Source organism: Phenylobacterium sp. (genome assembly GCF_025934275.1).
Classification (GTDB): domain Bacteria; phylum Pseudomonadota; class Alphaproteobacteria; order Caulobacterales; family Caulobacteraceae; genus Phenylobacterium.
In genome coordinates this window covers 1-21,733 of record NZ_JAICYI010000038.1, presented here as the reverse complement: position 1 = coordinate 21,733, position 21,733 = coordinate 1, and the positions used below count along the sequence as shown (strand labels likewise).

Sequence of the window (21,733 nt, the reverse complement as noted above, 5' to 3'; positions counted from 1 at the left end):
TCGTTCAGGGCCGCGCTTCTTTGAGCGTCGTTCGCCCAAGTTTGTTCCCCAGCCGACGTCAGAAACCGTTCCCATGCCGGCGGACCTGGTCGCAGATGGTGCGGTAGTCGCTGGTCAGCTCCTCGCCGGCGGCGAGATCGCGCGCGGCGTGGTCCTCGCCGAACGAGATGCCGGTGGAGACGGTGGTCGGGTCTTCCGAATGGTTGAAGTAGCGGCCGTTGTCGCCGCAGAGGACGAACACGCCGGTCCCCTCGTGCCACGTGCAGTAGGTCGCGAGGTACGCTTGCGCGTGCGCCGGCAGGCTCGCCACCTCGTCGGGCGTGTAGACCCGGTCGATCCGCCCGTCGAAACGCCAGATCAGATCGCCCTTCTTCACGGGCTTCAGCAGGAACACCCCCAGCCCATGGATCGGGCTGGGTTTGAGTTCGGTCTCCACCATCATCATGGGCGAACTGTCCCTCTCCGCGCAGCGATATCGCTCGGCGGTCGTCTAAGTTCGCCAATGCGGCGACAGTTCAACCGAAAAACTGTGCGGCGGCCGCGAGGCGCCCAGACCGCCGCCGGCCGTCAGGCGATGCAGGACTCGAATCCGGCCCGGAGCGCCGCTTCGTCGAGGTCGCGGCCGATGAACACCATCCGCGAGTAGCGCTTTTCGCCCGGCTTCCACTCGCCCTGGAAGTCGCCCTCCAGGATCATGTGCACGGCCTGGAACACCAGCCGCCGGTCCTCGCCCTTGACGTCGAGGATGCCCTTGGCGCGCAGGATGTCGGGGCCCTTGGTCTGCAGCAGGTTGTTCAGCCAGCCGGTCAGCCGGTTGGCGTCCAGCGGCTTCTCCGAGGACAGCGAGACGCCGCGGATGCCGCTCTCGGCCACGTGGTCGTGGATGTGGCCGTGGTCGTGATCCTCGTGCGCGTGGCCGGCGTGGTCATGGTCGTGCTCGCAGGCTTCGTCGTGCACGTGGCCGGGCTCGCCGTGGGCGGGGTTGAGGAACTCCGGCTGTAGCTCGGTGATCCGCGACAGGTCGAACGAGCGCCGCCCCAGGATCGCTTCCAGCGGCGCCTGGCTGCGGACGGTGCGCACGATCGGCGCCAGCGGGTTCAGCCTGCGGATGGCGCTCTCCACCTCGCGCAGCTCCGCCTCCGAGACCAGGTCGGTCTTGTTGAGGATGATCTGGTCGGCGAAGGCGATCTGCTCGGCCGCCTCGCGGGAGTCCTGCAGCCGCAGCGGCAGGTGCTTGGCGTCGACCACGGTGGTCACGCTGTCGAGCTGGGTCTTGGCGCGGACGTCGTCGTCGACGAAGAAGGTCTGGGCGACCGGGGCCGGATCGGCCAGGCCGGTGGTCTCGACGATGATCGCGTCGAACTTGCCCTTGCGCTTCATCAGCCCCGAGAGCACCCGGATCAGGTCGCCGCGCACCGTGCAGCAGACGCAGCCGTTGGACATCTCGAAGACTTCCTCGTCGGCGCCCACCACCAGGTCGTTGTCGATGCCGATCTCGCCGAACTCGTTGATGATCACGGCGTACTTCTTGCCGTGATCCTCGGTCAGGATGCGGTTGAGCAGCGTGGTCTTGCCGGCGCCGAGATAGCCGGTCAGCACGGTCACGGGGGTCTTGGTCTCGGGGGCCTTGGCGGCGGGGCTCTCGCTCATGCGACGACATGTAGGCGAGCGCCCGCGGTTTCAAAAGCGCTGCGAGTTGTTATACCGTAACACTCGATGGCCACCGCCCCGCAATCGCCGGAGCTCGACGCCTACCGTCGCGACCGCGGCTACCTGGGCGCGGACCATGCCAGGAACGAGCGGCGGACCTGGATCGTGACGGCGATCTGCGCCGCGACGCTCGTCGCCCAGGTGGCCGGCGGCCTCGCCTTCCGCTCGATGGCGCTGACCGCCAGCGGCCTGCACATGGCCGCGCACGTGGCCGCCCTGCTGGTCGCGGCCGTCGCCTATCGCATGGCCCGGCGCTACGCCGCCGACCCGCGGTTCGCCTTCGGCGCTGGCAAGCTTGGCTACCTGGCCGGCTTCGCCAACGCCGTGGTGCTGGCGGTGACGGCGGTCGCCATCGCGGTGGAAAGCGTCCAGCGGCTCATCGCGCCGCAAGCGGTCGACTATGGCTCGGCCCTGCGGCTGGCGGCGGCGGGGCTCGTCGTGACCCTGGTCTGCGTGGCGCTGCTCAAGCCGCGGCGCGGCGCGCACGGGCCGGACGAGGCGGGCGACCTCAACATCGCCGCAGCCCACCTGCACCTTTCCGCCGACGCCATCGTGGGCGTGCTGGCGATCGCGGGCCTGGCCGCCGGCCGCAGCTTCGGCTGGACCTGGGCCGACCCGGTGACCGGCCTCATCGGCGCAGGCCTGGTGGCGCAGTTCGCCGCGACGCTCCTCGTGCGCGCCGGGGCGGCGCTGCTGGACATGACGCCGTCGCCGAAGCTGGCGGGCGAGCTGCGCGCACGGCTGGAGGCCGAGGGCGAGCGGGTGGTCGATCTGCATCTCTGGCGGCTGGGTCCGGGGCGCGTCGCCGCGGTCGCGGCGGTGGCGGCGCCGGCCGGGCGCACCGCCGAGGCGCTGCGGGCGCGGCTGGCGGGGATTGCGGCGCTCAGCCACGTCACGATCGAGTTGCGCCGCGAAGCCGAACCGGGCCACGGTCCGGCCGATGGCCTCGCGCGTTAGGTCCCGCATGCGCAGACGAAGACTCTGGCGTCGCCGGACGCGTGGCGTGGCGACGGTGGCGGCTCTGGGCTTGGCCGTCGCCGTCGGCGCCGCGGGCTGGCTGTTCGACGGGCACGGCGGCCCCTCCCTGGCGCACACCTCCGCGCCCCGGGTGACCAAGGTCGCCTTCCACGCCCCGCCCGCGCCCCAGGATCTGCAGGCGGCCCTGGAGAAGCTCGCCGAACGCTACCGCGAGCCGGTGGGCATCGCCGTGACCTACGTCTCGCAGCGCTGGACCGCCGAGGTGGCGGGCGAGGAGGTATTCCCGCAGCAGAGCGTCTCCAAGCTCTGGGTGGCGCTGTCGGCCCTGCAGGCCGTGGACCGGGGGGCCATGAGCCTCCAGCAGAAGGTGGTGCTGACGCAGGACGACCGCTCGGTCTTCAACCAGCCGCTCGCCTCGCGCATCCGCGGCAGCAAGGGTTACGAGACCACCGTCTACGACCTGCTCCGCCGGGCGCTGACCGAGAGCGACAATGCGGCCAACGACAAGCTGATCCGCGAGCTGGGCGGCGGCGGGGTCGTCACCCGCACCTTGGCCGAGAAGGGGCTGGACGGCCTCGGCGTCGGCGAGACCGAACGCGACATGCAGACCCGCGCGGCTGGGCTGACCTGGAAGCCGGAATACGGCCTGACCTGGATCTGGAAAACCGCCCGCGAACAGTTGCCGGACAGCGTGCGCGATCGGGCGCTCGCGGACTACCTCGCCAACCCGCCCGACGGCGCCAAGCCTGCGGCCATCACCCGTTCGCTCGCGGCGCTGAAGCGGGGCGAGCTCCTGTCGCCGGCCTCCACCCAGGTGATGCTGGAGCTGATGGCGGAGTGCCGGACCGGCGGCTCCAGGCTTCGCGCTGGCTTGCCGCGCGGCTGGTCCATCGCCCACAAGACCGGCACCGGCCCCGACTGGAGGGGCGCTTCGATCGGCATCAACGACGTTGGCCTGGTCACTGCCCCCGACGGCAAGACCTTCGCGGTGGCGGTGATGATGCGCCAGACCCGCAAGCCGGTGCCGGCGCGACTGCAGCTCATGCAGGCGGTCTCGCGGACGCTGGCCGCTTGGTGGCGCGATCAGGGCCCGGCCGAGGAAGCGCGCCAGCAGGTCGCCTCGATCGGCTCGGCCTCCGAAACGGCCCGGTAGCCCTCCTACCGCGCCTGCACCGGCGGCGGGTTCTGGGCTTCGACAAGACCCTTGACCACGGTCAGCTCGATGGGCCGGCCCACGAAGTCATGCGAGCTCCAGGTGACGCCGATGTGCGGATCGGCCGGGAAGCCCGTGCAATAGGAGAACGGCAGCGTCGGCGGGTGCGATTGGCGAAGGCAGACCTTGTCGCCCTTGGTGCTCCAGCGGCCGTTCAGCAGCACCCCGTTTCGCCCAACCCCGTTCCAGCTGCCGTCCGGATGCAGCCAGATCTTCTGCGAGCGTCCGTCCGGATAGATGGAGAGCACCGTGTTGCCGAACGCCGCGGCGACCCGGGAGAGATCCGCGGCCTGCGCGTTGAGGGCTGAAAGGCTGACGGCCAGCGCCAGGGTGGTTCGGATCAGCATGCGGACCTTTGGCATGACGGGCTACAACGCAACAAGCCGGGAAGCGTGCCCTGGGCCCCCCTCGCGCCTGGACTCTTTGACGCGGCGAGGTGAACTGAAGCTGAAAAATCTCGGGAGGCGCAAGCCATGGACAACGAATTGAGCCCCGACGCCGAGCGCGCGGGCATGTTGGCCGCGCTGCATGCGATCGTGGTCGGGACGCTCTCGACGCTCAAGCGCAAAGGCGTCCTGAGCGCCGAGGAGATCGACCAGCTGTTCGACGCCGGCCTCGCGGTGTTCGAACGCGGCGAGCCGGACGACACCAAGGCGGCCGCGCGGCTGACGCTGGAGATCCTGGCGCGCAGCCTCAGGGCGTAAGGCTCAGGCGAGCTGCGAGGCCAGAGCGAACCAGAAGGCGAGCAGGGCGAGGAGGCCGAAGCCCCCCGCAGTCCAGGCGATCCGCCGTTCGTGGTCGGAGCGGAAGCGGGCGATCGGCCCCGGCCGCCGCCGGTCCTTCGGGATGATCATCCAGGGCAAGGCTAGCCGCCGTGACCGTGGCCGTGGTCCTTGGCGCCGCCCTGGCCCCCCTTCCCATGGCCGCCGCCGCCGCCCCCGCCCTGGTGCGGATTGCCGTGCGCCGCCTGCGGCGCCGGGGCCGCCTGCGGGTGGGGTTGCGCCGGGGCGAAGTGTTGCGGAGGCGGGCCGCGGCCGAAGGCATGCGGGGCGCCGTGGAACTGCGGCTGCGGTTGGGCCGCTGCAAATCGCGCCTCGGGCGGGCCGCCGCGGTGGCCGCCGCCTTGGCCGCCCCTGCGGCCGCCGCTGTGGCCTTCCGGCCCGCGGAACACCGCATTGCGGCCGGCTTGCGCCGCGGCGAAGGCGCGTTCCGGCCGGCCGCGCTGCAGCGCCGCCCGAGCGTGCTCGCGCGGCGCTTCGAAGCGGGCCTGCGGCGCCTGACGCATGTGCATCGGCGCACGCGCCTCGGCCATGCGCAATTGCTGGCCGCGCCCCCGGCTCTCGCCGCCGCGAGGCATCGGCGCGCCGCGGGCGCCGCGCATGGCGAACCGGCCGTTCGCGCCGCCCGCTTGGGCCATCGCCATGTGGCGCTGGCGGTCGGGCGCATAGCGGCGGACGAAGTCCTGGCCGGTGCGCGCGCGCCAGTCGCGCCACGCCGGCTGGCTGTCGCCGGTCCGGATCCACCGCGTCTGGTCGCGGGTGATCAGCGGCGCGCGCTGCGCCCAGACCGTCTGCGGCACCTGATAGTGCGGCGTGCGGACATAGGCCTGGCGCAGGTCGAGGCCCCGCGTCCAGTACCGCTCGGCGGTCGGATAGTAGCGGTCGTAGGTGTCGGCCGCGAGCAGGGCCCCGGCGACGTCGAACAGCGCGATCAGGGCCCCGTCGGGGCCGAACGCGTAGCCGTAGCCCGGGTCCTCGACGAAGTACGGGTAGGCCGCGCCGGGCTCGTAATAATAGAAGCGGTAGTCGTCGCCGTAGGGCTCGGCGAACATCAGGCTGTCGTCGGCCGCCTCCCACACCCAGGGCTCCTCGTCAGCGTAATGGAAGCCGTAGTCGGGCGGGACGTCGTAGAAGGTGCGCTCCAGGCCGTAGGCCTGCTCGGCGTAGGGCCAGGCCCGCGCCGGCTCATAGCGGATGCGGCGCACCCGGCCGCTGGAATAGGCCGGCGGCGGCGGGGCCGCCGGGTAGGCGCCCGCGGGAAAGGCCTGCGGCGTCGCCTCGTAAGGGCCGCCGGGCTGGGGCAGCCCCGCATATTGCGCGGGCGCCTCGTTCTGACCGCGGGCGAGCAGCGGGCGATTGTCGAACTTGCAGGCGGCGAGCGGCGCCATGGCGACGCCCGCGAGAAGGATAAGGACAGGTCTGGCGATGCGCATGATCTCGGATCGACGGTTGCGCGCCGAATGGGCCGGCGCCGGAACTGCGGCCGCGCGAGGGCGCGTCTGCCCGTCCAAGGCGCCAGGGCCGCCCAGAGCCAACGTGCGCCGCGCCCGGAAGGTTGCGCCGCCCGGGGAGCCGCCGCGTGAACCTTCGGCCGCCCGCGCCATTCCCAGGGAAGACCCCGAAAGGCGCAGCGCCATGACCGACCACACCCAGACTCCTCCGCCGGAGCGGCGGGCCAATCCCGCCGAGATCAAGGGCGACATCGACTCCGGCGAGACCGGCGACAAGGTCCCCGGCTTCGATCCCGGCGCGGCGCCGCTGGGCTCTGACGAGGAGGCGGCGGGCCCGATGGTCTCCGGCCGCACCGAGGCCCGCGAGCGGGCGCAGGAGCGCGCCGGGCGGCCGCAGCAGGCGCACCCCAACGCGGCCACGCCCGAGCTCGCCCCGGACGCCGAACTGCCCCGGCAGAGCGGCGGGTTGGCGGTCGCGGCGCTGATCGGGGTGGCGGCCGGGGTCGGCCTCGCCCTCGTCTATCTGGCGATCTGAGGCCGGGCTAAGAGGGGGGATGATCAGCCGAAGGGCGCTCCTGCGCCAGTTCGCCTTCCTGGCCGCCGGCCTGGGCGCCGCCTGGTGGGTGCGCGAGCGCTACCTGTTCCCCAAGCCGGTGGTCGAGTTTCCCGCCGGCCAGAGCGGCGGCGGCTGGATGCCGCTGCCCGATCCCGGCGGGCTCATCGAGCTTCCGGCGCACGTGAACGGCATCCCGATCCGGGCGGTGGTCGATTCCGGCGCGCAGTTCTCGGCCATCGACCGCACCTTCGCCGAGCGGCTGGGCCTCAAGCCCGCGCTGATCCCGATGCTCGCCTTCGGGGTGAGCGGCGAGCCGGCGGTGACGCACACCGTGGCGCTCGATCTCGCCATCGGGCCGATGCAGGTCGTGGGCCTGCATGCCGCGGCCCTCGACCTCTTGTCGCTCTCGGGCGCCATGCGCCGACCCTTCGCCCTGCTGCTCGGCCGCGACCTGCTCAGCCAGGTGGCCGCCGACGTCGACTGGCCGAACGGCCGCGTGGCGCTGATGCGGCCGGAGGCCTTCCAGGCGCCGCCGGACGCCCAGCTCGCCCCGACGCGCAGCCGCAACCGCGCGTTGATGACCGAGGTCTCGATCGAGGACGGGGCCCCGGTCGAGGTAATGGTCGACACCGGCGCCACCTCGGAGATCGCGCTTTCCGAGCCGGTCGCCGGGAAGCTCGGCCTGCTGAGGGGCCGCCCGATGCAGACCGGGCGCTCGGTGAGCCTTGGCGGGCTGAGCCGCGATCGGGTGGTCCGCGCCGCCAGCGTCGAGTTCGCCGGGCGGCGGCTCAGCGACGTGGAGGTGCAGATCTTCACTCCGGCGGTGCAGGGGCCGATGCCGGACGGCCTCCTGGGCGTCGGCATCCTGCGGCGCTATCGGGTCGGGCTGGACCTCGGCCCGGGGCTGCTGTGGCTCGCCGGGCCCGGGGGCGCGGCGCCGGCGCGTCCCGACCGGGCGCATGCGATCATGGGCGCGCGTTAGGGTTCGCGGGCGGCTCGCGCTCGAAGGTCCCGGCGCGGCCCGGGAACACCACCGGGCTCTCGTAGCCGTCGGGCGAGATCGCGGCGACGCCGAAGAAGAAGTCGTCGATGTTGATGTCCTTCAGCACCGCCTCGGTCGCGCCGGCGACCAGCCGGTTCCAGCGCCACTGCGGATTGGTGGTGTCGCGCCACCAGACGCGATAGGCGGCTGCGCCGGCGACCGGTTTCCACTTGACCGTCGTGTCGGAGCTGACCGCGCCCTCGATCTCGACCCCGGTCGGCGGGGCCGGCGCAGCGGCCAGCGCCGCCAGCGTCACCACGTTCAGCCGCGTCACCTGGGCGAGGTAGCGGAAGTCGACGCCCTCGAGCACATCGCCATAGCGGACGCCGTTCTCCACCCGCAGGTCCTGGTGCTGGCGGTGGTAGTTCTCGATCGCCTCGGTCACCCGCACGGCGGGATAGCCTGCCTTCAGCATCTCCACCTGGTCGCCGCCGCGCCCGAAGCGGTCGGTGCGGTAGACCATCTCCACGTCGAGGTTGGTCAGGTAATGGTCCGCCAGCCGGTCCATGAACCGGGCGAGGTTGCGCGAGGGGCTGTCGACCTCGCCGCCGTTGTAGCGGCGCTTGTCGGCCTCGGCCGCCGTCTCGGTGGTCCGCGTGCCCTCGGAGAACACCCGCACGTGGGTGTCGTCGCGCAGACCGGTCGTGCCTTCGGTGTTGCCGACGATGTCGTTGTTGAGGTCGGCCTCGACCCGCCAGCCGTGCGCCGCGGCGTAGCCGGCGAGCACGTGGCCGCCGTAGAGCCCCTGCTCCTCGCCGGACAGCACGGCGTAGACGACGGTCGCCGGGAACCGGTGCTTGGAGAGCACCCGCGCCGCCTCGATGACCGCGCTCGTGCCGGAGCCGTCGTCGTTCGCGCCAGGCGCGTCGGAGGTCGCGTTCATCGCGTCGCTGACCCGGCTGTCAAGATGGCCCGAGATCACCACCACGCGCTCCGGGTCGCTCGTCCCGGGCTGGATCGCCAGCACGTCGACGACCTCCGTCGGCTTGGGGATGCGCGAGCCGGTGAACGTCTCCGACGGCGTCTCGATGGTCAGGCAGCCGCCACAGGCCTTGGCGTACTCGGCGAACTGGGCGGCGACCCAGCGGCGGGCCGCGCCGATGCCGCGCGTGTTGGACCTGGTGTCGGAGAGGGTGTGGCGGGTGCCGAAGCCCACCAGCTTCGTGTCCGTCGCCCGCTCGGCGTCCGGGCTCACCTCTGCGGCGAGCTGGTGCAGCAGCGGGTGGTCTTCGAAGGTCGGCGACTGGGCGGCGGCGGGGGCGGAGAGGATCGGGGCCGCAAGAGCGGCCGCAAGCAGGACGGCAAGGCGCAAGGCTGGAAGCTCCGCTGCAGGACGGCGGCGGACCTTCGCGCCCGGCGCGCGCAAAGGCAATCGGTCGAGCTCAGAAGGCGCCTAGCAGGGCCTGCGAGAACCAGCCGGCGGCGAAGCTCACCAGGGCGACCCCGCCGAAGAAGGCCAGCGCCGGCAGAAACGGATCGTCGTCCAGCAAGGCGGTGCTCCTTTGTCGGCTCCCGGACGTAACAAGCCGCCCGGGAGGCGGAGGTTCCGGGGCGTCAGGCGGTGCTCGCCGCAGGCTGCGCCGGCGCCGCGCCGCGCCTCTTGCTGAGGCTCGCCTCCAGCTTGGCGTCGCGGCCATAGACGTCGGGATGGAAGACCAGCCCCTGCGGTTCCGGCGCGGCGGTGAAGTAGACGATGTAGACCGGCACCGGCTGGGCCAGGTCCAGGCGCTCCTCCGGCGCGCCGGGCTCGGTGAGCAGCCGGGCGTCGTCGCCCAAGAGCCAGCGGGCGAGCCGCGGGGCGTCGGCCAGGCGCACGCAGCCGGCGCTCTCGGTCCGGCGGCTCTCGGCGAAGAACTGCCGCAGCGGCGTGTCGTGCAGATAGACCCCGAGCTGGTTCGGGAACACGAACTTCACCTGGCCCATCATGTTGCCGTCGCCGGGCCGCTGGCGGACCCGCAGGATCCTCGCGCCCGAGGCCACGGCCCGCCAGTCGATCGAGGCCGGCGCCAGCACCTTGGCGTTCGGCGTCCAGTCGGAGAGCGCCTCCAGGTTCTGGCTCGCGAGGTAGGAGATCCCGTAGCGCAGCACTTTCGGGGCGATGGAATCCCGCACCAGGTCCGGCGGGACGTTCCAGTATGGATGGGCCACGGCGAAGCGGATCAGCCCCGCCATCGCCGGGGTCGGCTCGGAGAGCTTGCCCACCACCACGTCCATGGAATCCACCGGCCGGCCGTCCTGATAGAGCCACAGCTTCTGGGCCGCGGCGTCGACCAGCACGTAGCGGCGGCCGAGGTCGGGGGGCAGCGCGCGGGCGCGCTCCAGGTTGGCGAGGATGCGCCGCTCCCCGGCGGCGGGGCCGCCGCGCGCCCGCCAGGCCGCCAGCGCCGCGCGCAGCTGCTCATAGATGGGGTTCATGTGCGAGAGCCGCGCGATCGCCGCGGCGGGCGAGCTCTGCGCCGCCAGCCGAAGCACGCTCGTCTCGTCCACCCGGGGCGGGGCGACCGCCGGATCGGCGTAGACCATCCCGACGCCGGCGGCCGGAGTGTGCAGGTCGCGGCCCCAGCGCGCCAGCGCGGCGGAGAGCGCCACCTCGGCGCGGGCGAGGTCGGCGACGCGGCCGCTCTTCGCCTGCGCGACGCGCGCCGCCAGGTCGTCCACGCCATAGGCGTCGGGCTCCAGCCCGTCGTCGGCGGCCGCCCGGAGTCGTCGCACCAGCACCGCCGCTTCGGGCTTCAGCCCCCAGCCGCGGACCCAGATCGCCTGGTCCGCCCGGGCCCGGTAGAAGCGCGCGAGCGGCGCATCCGCCGCCGGCGCATCGGCCAGCTCGGCGGCGATGGCCCTCGCCACGGGTCCATAAGGCGCATGCGCCGCCGCGCCGGGCAGCGGCGCGACCCGGGCGGACAAAGGCATGGCGAGCGCCCCGGCCAGCGCTATGGCGACGACCAGGGGCCACTGTGGCCGCTCGGCAGGGGGCGCCGGGCGGCCGTCAGGATCGGACGACGGAGACGCCGGTTCTGTCAGCCGCGTTCCCCAGCCGTGGCGCCGCCGCTCGTCGCCGTGCCGGTCGCCGCCGTGTTGTCCGTGGCGGTCGCCGGAGCGGCCGTCGTGGAGGTGTCGGAGCTATAGCTGGGGGCCGCCGGCGTCGTGGTGGTCGTGGTCGACTGATCGGTGGTGGTCGTGCCGACCGTTCCGGATGTCGCCGAGGTGTTGCTGTTCGGCATGTTGCTCGACGGCGCGGTGGTCGTGCTGGTGTCGCCCGTGGCGCTGGTGGTGGGGCTCGAGGAGCCGGAGGTGGTCTGGGCGACGGCCACGCCGGCCAGCATGAGGGCGCCGATCGCGCCGGCGACGGTGATGATCTTCATGAGCCAAGCTCCTTTGGGGAAGGACCCGCCTGCAACCCTGGCTATTCCGGAGAGTTCCGCTTCGTTGCATTTTGTGAATTGGGCTCCCGCGGGGCCGGTCCCCGGAACGGGATGGGGATCGTCACCCGCGCGTCGGCGGTGGGGCGGCCGCTGCGGGTGCGGGGATTGATGCGGATGCGTCCCGCCATCCGCAGCGCCGCCTGGCCGAATCCGCGGTCGGGTGGGGTCTCGGAGACCACCCGGCAGTCGGAGAGCCGCCCGTCCGCGCCGACGCGGCAGTTGATGCTGGCGTGGCCGTTGGTCTGTGCGGCCGCGCCCGCCAGCCCCGCCGCCGCGAGCGCCGCCGCCAGCGCCCTGCGCCTCGTCACGCGCTCACCTCGCTCAGCGCTTGGCGTCCCGCTCCGCCACCGCCCGGTGGATCTGCTCGGTGAGGTCGTTGTTGATCTTCAGCAGCCGGTGCAGCTCGTCCTCGATCTTCAAGAGCGCCTCGGCGTCCTTGTAGGTCTGCAGCGCCTGCTTGTCGGAGGCGGCCGCGGCCACCTTCTGGCCGACCATGATCACCGACAGGAGCACCAGTTGCAGGAAGGTCTGGGCGATCCACGAGACCAGCGTCGCCGTTCCCGCCTTGATCGCCGCCGGCAGGCTGATCAGCGCCAGCAGCGCGAAGGCGTAGGCGCACCACATGGTGCCGACCGCATTGGTGATCAGGATCGCGAAGCGGCCGTTGAAGCCCAGCTGCTCGCGCCGGGTGGTGTGGGGCCCCGCGTGCTCCCGCTCGGCGATCCTGGGATGGGGGACGTGCTGCGTGCTCATCTGCGCCTGCCGCATTGCTCCGATGCGGCGAGGCTAGCAGGACGGAGCGCTACGGCGAAGCCCGCGCGCGGGGCGCCCGGCCCGGCGGAAATCTCCGCGGAATCGCCGGCGCCGTTCGTTGACTTCGCGGGGCCTTTCCGTATAAGTCCGCCCCTCTCGCCCGCGGGGCCTCTCGCGGGCGCGTTCCATTTTGCAAGACAGCTCCGTTTTTGAAGGCGCGAAGATGTACGCGGTGATCCGGACCGGCGGCAAACAGTACCGGGTGCAGCCCGGCGACCTGCTGGTGGTCGAGAAGCTCGACGGCGAACCGGGCGCGAACGTCGCGTTCGGCGACGTCCTGATGCTGGGCGAAGGCGAGGCCGTCACGATCGGCGCGCCGCTCGTCGAGGGCGCCCGCGTGCAGGCCACCCTGATCGAGACCCGCAAGGGCGGGAAGATCAAGATCTTCAAGAAGATCCGTCGCCAGGGCTACCGCCGCACCAAGGGCCACCGCCAGCTGCAGAGCGTGCTGCGGGTGACCGCGATCGCAGGGGCCGGCCAGGAAGCCAAGTGGGACGGCGAGGTGACGCTCACCACCAAGGCCGAGCTCAACGCCCGCTCGCGCGGCCTGGCTTATCAGGCGCCGCAGGCCGCCGCCGCCGCGGTCGAGACCGCCCCCGCGCCGAAGAAGGCCGCTGCGCCGAAGCCGGCGAAGACCGCTGAGGAGGTGCTCGCCTCGGACGAGGTGAAGCAGGCGATGGAGACCGCCGAGACCAACGCGCCGGTGGCCGCGGCCCCGAAGGCGAAGGCGCCGGCCAAGACGCCCGCCGCCAAGGCCGCGCCCGCGCCGGCCAAGGCTGGCAAGGCCAAGGCCGGGTCGGCCAAGCCGGCCGCGAAGCCGGCTTCGCCCAAGGCTGCGCAGGCCAAGGCGGAGCCTTCCAAGCCGGAGGCGAAGAAGGCTGCGCCCAGGAAGGCCGCGGCCCCGAAGAAGGACAAGGGCCCCGCCAGGTAGGGCGGAGTCTCGAGGATCAGGAGAGCGCAATGGCGCACAAGAAATCCGGCGGCTCCTCGCGCAACGGGCGCGATTCCGCGGGCCAGCGGCTCGGCGTGAAGAAGTTCGGCGGCCAGGCGGTGCTCGCCGGCAACATCCTCGTGCGTCAGCGCGGCACCAAGTGGCGGGCCGGCGACAACGTGGGCGTGGGCCGAGACCACACCCTCTTCGCGCTGTGCGACGGCGCGGTGAGGTTCGTCACCCGGCGGGATGACCGCACCTACGTGACGGTGGTCCCGGCGATGGAGACGAACGCCAGCTAAGGCGGAGCTTCCATCCGGCTCCGCCCTCTCTTCAAGGCGGACCGGACAGACGACCTAGCGGGGAGTCCGGAACGCCGGGCTCCCCGCTTGGTTTTTGGGCCTCGAGCTCGGGCCCTGGGAGGCGACATCATGTGCGCGATCGAAATCACCTCGGACATCACGCCCGTCCTCGCGACGGAGCGGCTGAGGCTGCGCGGTCTGGTGACCGGCGACGCCGGGCCGCTGGCCCGGCTGGCCTCCGACCTCAACGTGGCCGGCCGGACCTGCTGGCTGCCGCACCCGTTCGGCGAGGCCGAGGCGGAGGCGGCGGTCACCCGCGCCATGGGTCTCGACTGGGCCCACGAGGCGCAGTTCGCCATCGAGCACCGGCACTTCGGGCTCGTCGGCATGCTGCGGCTGAAGGCGCGGCCGAACGGCCGGCCCGAGCTCGGCTGCTGGATCGGCAGGCCGTTCTGGAACCGCGGCTATGCGACCGAGGCGGTGCGGGCGGGCCTGAAGTGGGTCCGGCGCGACTGGCGCAAGCGGCTGGTGGTCGCCGGCCACTTCGCCGACAACCCGGCTTCGGGTCAGGTGCTGTGCAAGGCGGGCTTCCTCTACACCGGCGACGTGGAGCTGCGCCGCTCCAAGGCGCGGGGCGACGAGGTCCTCACCCGGATGATGGTGTGGCTCGCCTAGCTGCTAGTTGGCCGCGGCCCCCCGCGGCGAGCGGGTCAGCCCCGCTCGCCCGGATGCGCCGAAGCCGCCGCGCCGGCCGCATGATGATGCCGCCGGTGGTGTCTGCGGTGATGCGTCGCCGCCGCCCGGCGCTGGGCCTCGAGCCGGTCCACTCGCGTCGACAGGTCGGTCACCTGGGTGCTGACGCCCTGGGCCTGCGTCGTGGCCGCCTGGGCGGCGCTGTTGGCCGAATCGGCGCTGCTCTGGGCCCTCGCGGCTGCGGCTGCGGCCGCATCGGCGCTGGTCTGCGCCCTTGCCGCGGCGGCCTGCCCGGCCTGGGCTGCGGCCATGGCCTGATCGGCCGCGGCCTGCGCGCGTTTCACCGAGTCGACAGTCGCGCAACCTCCCAGCGCCAAGGCGCCGGCCATGAGAACTGCGGTAGTCCGCCCCGCCGATTTGAGCATCGAGAGTACCTCCGTAGGTCAAGCTCTCCTCAACTGCTCAGACAGCGTGACAGTTCGCGGCCCGATCATTTGGCAATTCGGCTCCGCCTTCGCCCGGGCGTCGGCCGGGCGTTTCGTGCTATGCGCGCAGCGAAGGCCGCTTGACGCATGAAGTTCCTGGACCAGGCGAAGATCTACATCCGCTCCGGAAACGGCGGCGCGGGCGCGGTCTCGTTCCGCCGCGAGAAGTACATCGAGTACGGCGGCCCGGACGGCGGCGACGGCGGCCGCGGCGGCGACGTGTGGGTCGAGGCGGTGGACGGCCTGAACACGCTGATCGACTACCGCTACCAGCAGCACTTCAAGGCCGGGACGGGCGAGCACGGCATGGGCCGCAACCGCCATGGCGCCGGCGGGGCGGACGTGGTGCTCAAGGTTCCGGTGGGCACTCAGGTGCTCTCGCAGGACAAGGCTGACGTGCTGGCCGATCTCGATCAGGCGGGCAAGCGCGTGCAGCTGCTGAAAGGCGGCAACGGCGGCTTCGGCAACACCCACTTCAAGGGCCCGGTCAATCAGGCCCCGCGGTTCGCCAACCCGGGGCAGGAGGGCCAGGAGGCCTGGATCTGGCTCAGGCTGAAGCTGATCGCCGACGTCGGTCTGGTGGGCCTGCCGAACGCCGGCAAGTCGACCTTCCTGGCGGCGGCCACCGCCGCCCGGCCGAAGATCGCCGACTATCCGTTCACGACGCTCAGCCCCAACCTCGGCGTGGTGGACCTCTCCTCCGGCGAGCGGTTCGTCCTGGCCGATATCCCGGGCCTGATCGAGGGCGCGAGCGAGGGGGCGGGGCTCGGGGCGCGCTTCCTCGGCCACGTGGAGCGCACCGCGGTGCTGATCCACCTGGTGGACGCGACGCAGGACGATGTGGCGGGCGCCTGGCGCACCGTGCACCAGGAGCTGGAAGCCTATGGCGAGGGCCTCGCCGACAAGCCCGAGATCCTGGCCCTGAACAAGGTGGACGCGCTCGATCCGGCGACCCGGGCGGAGAAGGCCCGCGCGCTGCGGGCGGCGGCCGGCGCGCGGCCCAGGCTGGTTTCCGGCGTCTCCGGCGAGGGCGTGACCGAGCTGCTGCGCGAGGCCTACGCCCTGGTCCGCAGCCGGCGCGCGGGCGCGGGCGCGGCCGAGCCGACGCCGGCGGAGCCCCGCGCGGAGGACTGGGCGCCGTGAAGGAGCTGGGGGGCGCGAAGCGGATCGTGGTGAAGGTGGGCTCGGCGCTGCTGGTCGGGGCCGGCGGGGCGGCCGACGCCCACTGGCTGCACGCCTTCGCGGCCGACATCCACCGCCTGCGCGAGCGCGGCCAGCAGGTGCTGGTGGTCTCCTCCGGCGCGGTGGCCCTGGGACGCCGCCGTCTGGGGCTCGCGCGCCGCGCGCTCTCGCTGCCGGAGAAGCAGGCCGCGGCGGCGGCCGGGCAGTCGGCGCTGATGCGCGCCTGGGAGGAGGCCTTCGAGCCGCATCGCCTCTCGGCGGCCCAGGTGCTCCTGACCCGCGACGACACCGAGGTCCGCCGCCGCTGGCTGAACGCCAGGGCGACGATCGAGACCCTGCTCGCCCTGGGCGTCGTGCCGGTGATCAACGAGAACGACACCGTGACCACCGAGGAGATCCGCTACGGCGACAACGACCGGCTGGCCGCCCGCGTCGCCCAGATGATCGGGGCGGACCTGCTGGTCCTGCTCTCCGACGTCGACGGTCTCTACACCGCCGATCCCCGGCGTGACCCGGGCGCGCGGCACGTCGAGCACGTGGCGCAGCTGACGCCGCAGATCGAGGCGATGGCCGGGGGCGCCAACGCCGGCGCAGGCCTGGGGAGCGGCGGCATGGCGACCAAGCTCGCCGCCGCCAGGATCGCCAGCGCCGCCGGCTGCGCCACCGTCATCACCTTGGGCCACCGCCCCTCGCCGCTGGCCGCGCTGGAGGCCGGCGCCCGCGCGACGGTGATCGCGCCTTCGACCACGCCCGCAGCGGCCTACAAGGCGTGGATCGCGGGTTCGCTCGCGCCGGCCGGCGCCCTGGTGGTCGACGCCGGCGCCGCAGCGGCCGTGCGGCGCGGCAAGAGCCTGCTGGCCGCCGGCCTGCGCCGCGTCGAGGGCCGCTTCGAGAAGGGCGACGCCGTGGTCATCGTCGACGAGGCCGGCGCCGAGATCGCCCGCGGGCTCGCCCGCTACGAAGCGGCCGATGCGAGCCGGATCTGCGGGCTGAAGTCGGCGGCGATCGAACCTGCGATCGGCTACACCTGCGGCCCGGTGGTCCACGCCGATGACCTGGCGCTGGTCCAGGCCGGCGCGGCGCGGTAAGGCTCAGACTGAGCAAAAGCCTCGGGGATCCAATGGACGATTCCGGCGCGAAGACGGCGAACGCAGCGCCCCCGGCGGGGCGGCTGCAGGCGCTTGCGCCGGGCCAGGCGATCCCGTTCGGCGGCGACAAGGCGGCCTTTGTGAGCGAGGCGCTGGCCGCCGCCTTCCGGCCCGGCGACCGCCTGATCGTGCTGCAGGAGACCGGCGACCTGCTGCACCTGCCGGCTGCGGAGCAGGCGGTGGCGAGCGCCGCGGTGGACCGCGCGGCGCAGGCCTTCGCGCGGATGGGTGAGATCTCCGACGCGCAGATCACCGCCTTCTTCGAGGCGTTCGCCGCGAGGCTCGAGGACGAGGCCGCCTGGAGCAGGATCGCCGCCGCCAACGCGCGCGACGTGGAGGACGCCAAGGCGAGAGGCCGTTCGACCACGCGCCTGGCGGTGACCGGGGCGATGCGTGGCGACATGGTCGCGGGCCTCCGCGCCTGGCGCGACGCGCCCTCCCCGAGAGGCCGCGTGGTGGAGACGATCGCCCACGACGGCTGGACCATCGAGCAGCTCAGCGCCCCCTTGGGCGTCGTGGGCTTCGTCTTCGAAGGCCGGCCCAACGTCTTCGCCGACGCCACAGGCGTGATCCGGGGCGGCAACACGGTGGTCTTCCGGATCGGCTCGGACGCGCTTGGCACGGCGCGGGCGATCGTCGAGGACGCGCTCGCCCCGGCGCTCGCCGGCGCGGGCCTGCCGGACGGCGCCGCGGCGCTGGTGGACTCGGCCGCGCATGCGGCCGGCTGGGCGATGGTCGCCGATCCCAGGCTCGCGCTGGCGGTGGCCCGCGGCTCCGGCGCAGCCGTGGCGCAGCTGGGCGCGATCGCGCGGCAGACCGGAACTGCGGTGAGCCTGCACGGGACGGGCGGGGCCTGGCTGGTCGCCGACGAGACCGCCGATCCGGAACGGTTCTTCGCCGCCTGCTACCACTCGTTGGACCGCAAGGTGTGCAACACCCTCAACGTCTGCTGCATCGTCCGGGCGCGGGCGCGTGAGCTGGTCCCGGTCTTCCTCGACGCCCTGATGCGCGCCGGCGAAAGGCGCCGCGGCTGCAAGCTGCACGTGGCCGAGGCGGACATCGCCGCCATCCCTGACGACTGGCGCTCGGCGACCACCACCGTGGTTCGCGCCGAGGGTCCCCGAACGGAGCCTCTGGTCGAGGCGCTTTCCGATGCGGACCTCGGCCGCGAATGGGAGTGGGAGGAGAGTCCCGAGGTCACCCTGAAGCTGGTCGAGAGCGTCGAGGAAGCCGTGGCCCTGTTCAACGCCCTGAGCCCGCGCTTCTCGGCCAGCCTGATCTCCGGGGATCCGGCCGCGCACGAGCGGTTCTACGCCACCCTGGACGCGCCCTTCCTGGGCGACGGCTTCACCCGGTGGGTGGACGGCCAATATGCGCTGAACCGGCCGGAGCTGGGCCTTGCGAACTGGGAGCACGGGCGGCTGTTCGCGCGCGGCGCGGTGCTGTCGGGCGACAGCGTCTTCACGATCCGCGCACGGATGCGGCAGGCCGATCCCCATCTCGACCGCGCCGGCGCGCCGACGCCGGCGCCCAGGTCCTGAGGGGACGTAAGCGGCGCATGTGGTTCGCGGGACCGGCCAGACGCGTCCCTGGGGTCGGGCGGCCGGGGACCCTGCGCCCCGGGCTCCATCTGGAGCCGGGCATGCGGGTGGGTCTGTTCGGCGGCTCGTTCAATCCGGCTCACGAGGGCCATGCGCACGTCGCCGAGACCGCCCGGCGGCGGCTGAAGCTCGACAAGGTGGTCTGGCTGGTCTCGCCGCAGAACCCGCTCAAGTCCTCCCACGAGACGGCCGATCTCACGACGCGCCTTGCGAGCGCCCGGGCCCACGCCAAGACCCGCGGCATGGTTGTCTCCGACGCCGAGAGCCGGATCGGGTCGCAGTACACCATCGAAACCGTGCGCGTGCTGCAGGCGCGCTATCCGCGGGTGAAGTTCGTTTGGATCATGGGCGCCGACAGCCTGGCCTCCTTCCACCGCTGGCGGGGCTGGACCCAGCTGATGCGCGAGATCCCGGTGGCGGTCGTTTCGCGTCCGTGGATCGCGCTCAAGGCGCGGGCCTCGCCCGCCGCCCGCCGCTTCGCCCGCTTCCGCAAGCCCTCCTCCCAGGCCGCCCTGCTGCCGGACATGACGCCGCCGGCCTGGGTGTTCCTGGGCGCGCCGTTCAAATTCCAGTCCTCCACCGCCTTGCGGGAACGCATGCGGCGGACCAGCTCTTGACGTATCCGTGAGGGCGGCTGACCCGCGCCCCCGCATCTGCTAGGGTCGCAAGAGCGAGGACATCAGAGGAGCACCCCGCTGAACCGCAAGACCGCGCCGCGCGCGCAACAGGCCCCCGCCCGGGTCTCCCCGGCGAGCGGCGAGCCGTCACAGGACGACCAGAGTCGCATCACCACTCTGGAGGAGCGGATCCTGGGGCGCCTGGACGAGGACAAGGCCCAGGACGTCGTCTTCATTGATCTGAAAGGCAAGAGCCCCGTCGCCGACGGGCTGATCGTGGCCTCCGGCCGCTCCCACCGGCACGTGGGCGCGCTCGCCGACCACCTGCTGCGCCTGCTCAAGGAGCAAGGCTACGGCCGCGCTCGCGTCGAGGGGCTGCCGCACTGCGACTGGGTGCTGATCGACGCCGGCGACGTGATCGTCCACCTGTTCCGGCCCGAGGTCCGCTCCTTCTACAACATCGAGAAGATCTGGTCCGTCGAACCCCCCGCCCAGCGCGCCGCGAGCTGATCTGCGGCATGGACTCCTGAAGCCGCCCCGGCGCACGATGGGCGCGAGGGAGGATCCGCCATGTCCGAAACCACGCTTTCCCGCGACCTCTTGGACCAGAGCGCCGGCGCGCTCGTGGCGGCGCTGGCCGCGCGGCAGGTGAGCGCGCTCGAGCTCGCCGAGGCCGCCATCGCGCGCATCGAGGCCCGCGACGGGGCGATCAACGCCGTCGTCGTGCGCGACTTCGACCGCGCGCGCGAAGCCGCCAGGGCGGCGGACGCGGCGCTGGCCCGCGGCGAACGGCGCCCGCTGCTCGGCCTGCCGATGACCGTCAAGGAATCCCACGACATCGCCGGCCTGCCCTCCACCTGGGGCTCGCCGGGCTTCCAGGACTACGTGGCCGAGCGGGATTCGGTGGGTGTCGCGCGGCTGAAGGCGGCCGGCGCGGTGGTGCTCGGCAAGACCAACGTCCCGCCGATGCTCTCCGACTGGCAGTCGGCGAACCCGATCTACGGCCGCACGGTGAACCCCTGGGATCCGACGCGCTCGCCGGGCGGCTCCTCGGGCGGCGGGGCCGCGGCGCTCGCCGCCGGCATGGTCCCGCTCGAGTTCGGCTCCGACATCGGCGGCTCGATCCGCGTGCCGGCCGCCTTCTGCGGCGTCTACGGCCACAAGCCGAGCTACGGCCTGATCCCGATCCGCGGCCATGCGCCGATGGGGCTGGACGGGCTGCCGCCGCCGCTCGCCGTGGTGGGCCCGCTGGCGCGTTCCGCCGCCGACCTGCAGCTGGCGCTGGACGTGCTCGCCGGGCCGGACGAGCTGGAGGCGGCCGGCTACCGCCTGGCCCTGCCGTCGCCGCGCCGCGAGCGGCTCGCCGACTACCGCGTCCTGGTCGTCGATTCCCTGCCGGGGATCGCCACCGACGGCGAGATCCGCGCCGCCCTGGCGGCGCTCGCCGACAAGCTGGAGGCGCTGGGCGCCGATGTCCAGCGCGACTCCGGCCGGCTACCCGATCCGCGGGCCGCCCGGCCGGTCTTCATGGGCCTCCTGCAGACCGCGATGAGCCGCGGCCAGCCGGGCGCGGAGCCGGTGAACGCCCACGAATACATGGGCCTGCTGGACGGGCAGCTCGCGATCAGGCGGCGCTGGGCGGCGCTGTTCGAGGAGTTCGACGTGGTGCTCGCCCCGGTGTTCATCACCGTCGCCTTCCCGCACACCGATGAGGCCGACTGGTCGAAGCGGACGCTCACCGTCGACGGCGAGCCTGCGCCCTACGGCGACGGCCTGGCCTGGCCGTCGGTGGCGCTGTTGCCGAACCTGCCCGCCACGGCGCTGCCGATCGGCTTCAGCCGCGGCGGCCTGCCGATCGCCGCGCAGGCGATCGGGCCCTACCTGGAGGACCGCACGACCATCGCCTTCGCGGGCCTTGTCGAGCGCGAGATCGGCGGCTTCCGGCCCCCGACGCCGCTCGGTTGAGGATCGCCATCGTCGCGGTCGGGCGGCTGCCCCGCGGCCCCGAGGCCGAGCTCGTCAGCCGCTACGCCGAGCGCGCCACCGCCGCCGGCCGGGCGCTGGGCCTGGGCCCGGTGGAGGTGGTCGAGGCCGAGGCCAAGAGGCCCGGCCCGGCGGCCGAGGCGGCGGCGCTGGCGCCGCATCTGGACGGGGCCCACGTCATCGCCTGCGACGAGCACGGCCGGGCCCGCGCCTCGCGCGCCTTCGCGGCCGACCTCGCCCGCCTGCGCGACCAAGGCGTGCGGCGGCTCGCCTTCGCCATCGGCGGCGCCGACGGCCTTGCGCCGCAGGTGCTGGACCGCGCCCAGGCCCGGCTCGCCTTCGGGCCGCAGACCTGGCCGCACGCGCTGGCCCGCGCCATGCTGGCCGAGCAGCTCTATCGGGCGGTCACCATCCTGGCCGGATCGCCCTATCATCGCGACTGATGCGCCTTGCCCGTCTCGCCCCGCCGCTCGCCGCCGTCGCGCTGGTCTTCGGCGGGCTGGCGCTCGCCGCGACCCCGCCAAGCCTCGCGCGGCTCAATATCGCCGAGACCGAGCTGTCCGCGCGGCAGGCGCGCAACATGAGCCAGCTCGCCCGGCTGCTCTCGGTGCTGGTGCGGCTCAGGCGCGATCCGCCGCCGGCGCTCTTGGTGCCGCCCAGGGCGGCCAGGGATGCGGTCACCGCGGCGATCCTGATCAAGGCGATGACGCCCGAGCTGCAGCGCCGCGCCGAGGCCTACGCCCGCGTCGCCGCCGACATGGGCCGCCAGCGCCGCCTGGCCGCCGTCGAGAGCGAGGCGCTGTTCACCCGCGAGAGCGAGGCGGCCG

At 73.1% G+C, this 21,733-nt stretch carries 25 protein-coding genes and 2 pseudogenes; 16 read left to right on the top strand and 11 right to left on the bottom strand.

Translation table 11 applies throughout. The features are described from left to right. Nucleotides 1-58: 58 nt before the first annotated feature. A complete protein-coding gene (locus tag Q0W60_RS11045; protein WP_297695516.1) occupies nucleotides 59-445 on the bottom strand; it encodes an SET domain-containing protein-lysine N-methyltransferase in 387 nt (128 codons plus the stop codon). Nucleotides 446-567: 122 nt separating this feature from the next. After that, nucleotides 568-1,650 carry a GTP-binding protein gene (locus Q0W60_RS11040; RefSeq protein WP_297695514.1) on the bottom strand — a complete coding sequence of 361 codons (1,083 nt, stop codon included), beginning with the start codon at nucleotides 1,648-1,650 and terminating at the stop codon, nucleotides 568-570. Between the two features lie 66 nt (nucleotides 1,651-1,716). Here Q0W60_RS11040 and Q0W60_RS11035 point away from each other — a divergent pair, with 66 nt between their 5' ends. Beyond that, nucleotides 1,717-2,667, top strand: a complete 951-nt coding sequence (locus tag Q0W60_RS11035) for a cation diffusion facilitator family transporter (RefSeq protein ID WP_297695512.1) — start codon at nucleotides 1,717-1,719, stop codon at nucleotides 2,665-2,667. 7 nt (nucleotides 2,668-2,674) lie between these two features. Then, on the top strand, nucleotides 2,675-3,841 hold the full coding sequence (locus tag Q0W60_RS11030; protein ID WP_297695510.1) for a serine hydrolase: 1,167 nt from the start codon (nucleotides 2,675-2,677) through the stop codon (nucleotides 3,839-3,841). A gap of 5 nt (nucleotides 3,842-3,846) precedes the next feature. Here the strand turns inward: Q0W60_RS11030 and Q0W60_RS11025 are convergent, their stop codons facing one another. After that, nucleotides 3,847-4,248 carry a hypothetical protein gene (locus Q0W60_RS11025; RefSeq protein ID WP_297695508.1) on the bottom strand — a complete coding sequence of 134 codons (402 nt, stop codon included), beginning with the start codon at nucleotides 4,246-4,248 and terminating at the stop codon, nucleotides 3,847-3,849. Between the two features lie 126 nt (nucleotides 4,249-4,374). On the opposite strand from Q0W60_RS11025, the gene Q0W60_RS11020 reads away from it, so the two are divergent. Next, a complete protein-coding gene (locus Q0W60_RS11020; RefSeq protein WP_297695506.1) occupies nucleotides 4,375-4,605 on the top strand; it encodes a hypothetical protein in 231 nt (76 codons plus the stop codon). 3 nt (nucleotides 4,606-4,608) lie between these two features. On the opposite strand, the gene Q0W60_RS11015 is transcribed toward Q0W60_RS11020, so the two are convergent. Further along, on the bottom strand, nucleotides 4,609-4,764 hold the full coding sequence (locus Q0W60_RS11015; protein ID WP_297695504.1) for a hypothetical protein: 156 nt from the start codon (nucleotides 4,762-4,764) through the stop codon (nucleotides 4,609-4,611). 2 nt (nucleotides 4,765-4,766) lie between these two features. Beyond that, entirely contained in the window at nucleotides 4,767-6,113 is a 1,347-nt protein-coding gene (locus Q0W60_RS11010; protein ID WP_297695502.1) for a hypothetical protein, read from the bottom strand. 202 nt (nucleotides 6,114-6,315) lie between these two features. Between Q0W60_RS11010 and Q0W60_RS11005 the strand changes: the two genes are divergently transcribed. Together Q0W60_RS11005 and Q0W60_RS11000 are read left to right on the top strand one after the other, a co-directional pair. Beyond that, on the top strand, nucleotides 6,316-6,666 hold the full coding sequence (locus Q0W60_RS11005) for a hypothetical protein (RefSeq protein ID WP_297695500.1): 351 nt from the start codon (nucleotides 6,316-6,318) through the stop codon (nucleotides 6,664-6,666). A gap of 19 nt (nucleotides 6,667-6,685) precedes the next feature. Further along, a complete protein-coding gene (locus Q0W60_RS11000) occupies nucleotides 6,686-7,669 on the top strand; it encodes an aspartyl protease family protein (protein ID WP_297695498.1) in 984 nt (327 codons plus the stop codon). On the opposite strand, the gene Q0W60_RS10995 is transcribed toward Q0W60_RS11000, so the two are convergent. From Q0W60_RS10995 to Q0W60_RS10975, 5 genes are all read right to left on the bottom strand, one after another. Further along, entirely contained in the window at nucleotides 7,653-9,041 is a 1,389-nt protein-coding gene (locus tag Q0W60_RS10995) for a M28 family peptidase (protein ID WP_297695496.1), read from the bottom strand. The genes Q0W60_RS11000 and Q0W60_RS10995 overlap by 17 nt on opposite strands. 242 nt (nucleotides 9,042-9,283) lie before the next feature. Further along, complete coding sequence (locus Q0W60_RS10990) at nucleotides 9,284-10,639, bottom strand: L,D-transpeptidase family protein (protein ID WP_297695494.1); 1,356 nt, start codon at nucleotides 10,637-10,639, stop codon at nucleotides 9,284-9,286. A gap of 107 nt (nucleotides 10,640-10,746) precedes the next feature. Further along, nucleotides 10,747-11,091 carry a hypothetical protein gene (locus Q0W60_RS10985; protein WP_297695492.1) on the bottom strand — a complete coding sequence of 115 codons (345 nt, stop codon included), beginning with the start codon at nucleotides 11,089-11,091 and terminating at the stop codon, nucleotides 10,747-10,749. A gap of 41 nt (nucleotides 11,092-11,132) precedes the next feature. Then, a complete protein-coding gene (locus tag Q0W60_RS10980; protein ID WP_297695490.1) occupies nucleotides 11,133-11,459 on the bottom strand; it encodes a TonB family protein in 327 nt (108 codons plus the stop codon). Between the two features lie 13 nt (nucleotides 11,460-11,472). Next, entirely contained in the window at nucleotides 11,473-11,904 is a 432-nt protein-coding gene (locus Q0W60_RS10975; RefSeq protein WP_297695488.1) for a hypothetical protein, read from the bottom strand. Nucleotides 11,905-12,127: 223 nt separating this feature from the next. Here Q0W60_RS10975 and rplU point away from each other — a divergent pair. The 3 genes and pseudogenes from rplU to Q0W60_RS10960 form a co-directional block, all read left to right on the top strand. Further along, a pseudogene (gene rplU, locus Q0W60_RS10970) lies at nucleotides 12,128-12,607 on the top strand (50S ribosomal protein L21); the annotation flags it as partial. A 317-nt stretch (nucleotides 12,608-12,924) separates the two neighbouring features. After that, entirely contained in the window at nucleotides 12,925-13,197 is a 273-nt protein-coding gene (gene rpmA / locus Q0W60_RS10965) for a 50S ribosomal protein L27 (protein WP_297695486.1), read from the top strand. A 129-nt stretch (nucleotides 13,198-13,326) separates the two neighbouring features. Continuing rightward, nucleotides 13,327-13,872: a GNAT family N-acetyltransferase gene (locus Q0W60_RS10960; protein ID WP_297695484.1), complete on the top strand. Its 546-nt coding sequence runs from the start codon at nucleotides 13,327-13,329 to the stop codon at nucleotides 13,870-13,872. Between the two features lie 35 nt (nucleotides 13,873-13,907). Here the strand turns inward: Q0W60_RS10960 and Q0W60_RS10955 are convergent, their stop codons facing one another. Next, nucleotides 13,908-14,234 carry a hypothetical protein gene (locus Q0W60_RS10955; protein ID WP_297695482.1) on the bottom strand — a complete coding sequence of 109 codons (327 nt, stop codon included), beginning with the start codon at nucleotides 14,232-14,234 and terminating at the stop codon, nucleotides 13,908-13,910. Between the two features lie 228 nt (nucleotides 14,235-14,462). On the opposite strand from Q0W60_RS10955, the gene obgE reads away from it, so the two are divergent. The 8 genes and pseudogenes from obgE to Q0W60_RS10915 all read left to right on the top strand — a co-directional run. Beyond that, entirely contained in the window at nucleotides 14,463-15,518 is a 1,056-nt protein-coding gene (gene obgE / locus Q0W60_RS10950) for a GTPase ObgE (protein ID WP_297695480.1), read from the top strand. Next, nucleotides 15,515-16,645 (top strand): glutamate 5-kinase, encoded by a 1,131-nt coding sequence (proB, locus tag Q0W60_RS10945; protein ID WP_297695478.1) that lies wholly within the window; start codon nucleotides 15,515-15,517, stop codon nucleotides 16,643-16,645. The genes obgE and proB overlap by 4 nt, the downstream gene beginning before the upstream one ends. A 32-nt stretch (nucleotides 16,646-16,677) precedes the next feature. Beyond that, complete coding sequence (locus tag Q0W60_RS10940; protein WP_297695477.1) at nucleotides 16,678-18,246, top strand: aldehyde dehydrogenase family protein; 1,569 nt, start codon at nucleotides 16,678-16,680, stop codon at nucleotides 18,244-18,246. A 17-nt stretch (nucleotides 18,247-18,263) separates the two neighbouring features. Next, nucleotides 18,264-18,923, top strand: coding sequence for a nicotinate-nucleotide adenylyltransferase (locus Q0W60_RS10935; RefSeq protein WP_297695475.1), 660 nt, complete (start codon nucleotides 18,264-18,266; stop codon nucleotides 18,921-18,923). 78 nt (nucleotides 18,924-19,001) lie between these two features. Beyond that, on the top strand, nucleotides 19,002-19,433 hold the full coding sequence (gene rsfS / locus Q0W60_RS10930; RefSeq protein WP_297695543.1) for a ribosome silencing factor: 432 nt from the start codon (nucleotides 19,002-19,004) through the stop codon (nucleotides 19,431-19,433). Nucleotides 19,434-19,493: 60 nt separating this feature from the next. Next, nucleotides 19,494-20,888: an amidase family protein gene (locus Q0W60_RS10925; protein ID WP_297695473.1), complete on the top strand. Its 1,395-nt coding sequence runs from the start codon at nucleotides 19,494-19,496 to the stop codon at nucleotides 20,886-20,888. Further along, nucleotides 20,885-21,349, top strand: a complete 465-nt coding sequence (rlmH, locus tag Q0W60_RS10920; RefSeq protein ID WP_297695471.1) for a 23S rRNA (pseudouridine(1915)-N(3))-methyltransferase RlmH — start codon at nucleotides 20,885-20,887, stop codon at nucleotides 21,347-21,349. Before Q0W60_RS10925 ends, rlmH begins: the two co-directional genes overlap by 4 nt. Next, nucleotides 21,349-21,733, top strand: a pseudogene (locus Q0W60_RS10915) (hypothetical protein); the annotation flags it as partial. The gene rlmH and the pseudogene Q0W60_RS10915, both read left to right, overlap by 1 nt.

What these genes read in the sequence shown, in the direction of transcription:
- Q0W60_RS11045 (WP_297695516.1), bottom strand. Translation starts at nt 445, where the DNA reads ATGATGATGGTGGAGACCGAACTCAAACCCAGCCCGATCCATGGGCTG.
- Q0W60_RS11040 (WP_297695514.1), bottom strand. Translation starts at nt 1,650, where the DNA reads ATGAGCGAGAGCCCCGCCGCCAAGGCCCCCGAGACCAAGACCCCCGTG.
- Q0W60_RS11035 (WP_297695512.1), top strand. Translation starts at nt 1,717, where the DNA reads ATGGCCACCGCCCCGCAATCGCCGGAGCTCGACGCCTACCGTCGCGAC.
- Q0W60_RS11030 (WP_297695510.1), top strand. Translation starts at nt 2,675, where the DNA reads ATGCGCAGACGAAGACTCTGGCGTCGCCGGACGCGTGGCGTGGCGACG.
- Q0W60_RS11025 (WP_297695508.1), bottom strand. Translation starts at nt 4,248, where the DNA reads ATGCTGATCCGAACCACCCTGGCGCTGGCCGTCAGCCTTTCAGCCCTC.
- Q0W60_RS11020 (WP_297695506.1), top strand. Translation starts at nt 4,375, where the DNA reads ATGGACAACGAATTGAGCCCCGACGCCGAGCGCGCGGGCATGTTGGCC.
- Q0W60_RS11010 (WP_297695502.1), bottom strand. Translation starts at nt 6,113, where the DNA reads ATGCGCATCGCCAGACCTGTCCTTATCCTTCTCGCGGGCGTCGCCATG.
- Q0W60_RS11005 (WP_297695500.1), top strand. Translation starts at nt 6,316, where the DNA reads ATGACCGACCACACCCAGACTCCTCCGCCGGAGCGGCGGGCCAATCCC.
- Q0W60_RS11000 (WP_297695498.1), top strand. Translation starts at nt 6,686, where the DNA reads ATGATCAGCCGAAGGGCGCTCCTGCGCCAGTTCGCCTTCCTGGCCGCC.
- Q0W60_RS10990 (WP_297695494.1), bottom strand. Translation starts at nt 10,639, where the DNA reads ATGCCTTTGTCCGCCCGGGTCGCGCCGCTGCCCGGCGCGGCGGCGCAT.
- Q0W60_RS10985 (WP_297695492.1), bottom strand. Translation starts at nt 11,091, where the DNA reads ATGAAGATCATCACCGTCGCCGGCGCGATCGGCGCCCTCATGCTGGCC.
- Q0W60_RS10975 (WP_297695488.1), bottom strand. Translation starts at nt 11,904, where the DNA reads ATGAGCACGCAGCACGTCCCCCATCCCAGGATCGCCGAGCGGGAGCAC.
- rpmA (WP_297695486.1), top strand. Translation starts at nt 12,925, where the DNA reads ATGGCGCACAAGAAATCCGGCGGCTCCTCGCGCAACGGGCGCGATTCC.
- Q0W60_RS10960 (WP_297695484.1), top strand. Translation starts at nt 13,327, where the DNA reads ATGTGCGCGATCGAAATCACCTCGGACATCACGCCCGTCCTCGCGACG.
- obgE (WP_297695480.1), top strand. Translation starts at nt 14,463, where the DNA reads ATGAAGTTCCTGGACCAGGCGAAGATCTACATCCGCTCCGGAAACGGC.
- Q0W60_RS10940 (WP_297695477.1), top strand. Translation starts at nt 16,678, where the DNA reads ATGGACGATTCCGGCGCGAAGACGGCGAACGCAGCGCCCCCGGCGGGG.
- Q0W60_RS10935 (WP_297695475.1), top strand. Translation starts at nt 18,264, where the DNA reads ATGTGGTTCGCGGGACCGGCCAGACGCGTCCCTGGGGTCGGGCGGCCG.
- Q0W60_RS10925 (WP_297695473.1), top strand. Translation starts at nt 19,494, where the DNA reads ATGTCCGAAACCACGCTTTCCCGCGACCTCTTGGACCAGAGCGCCGGC.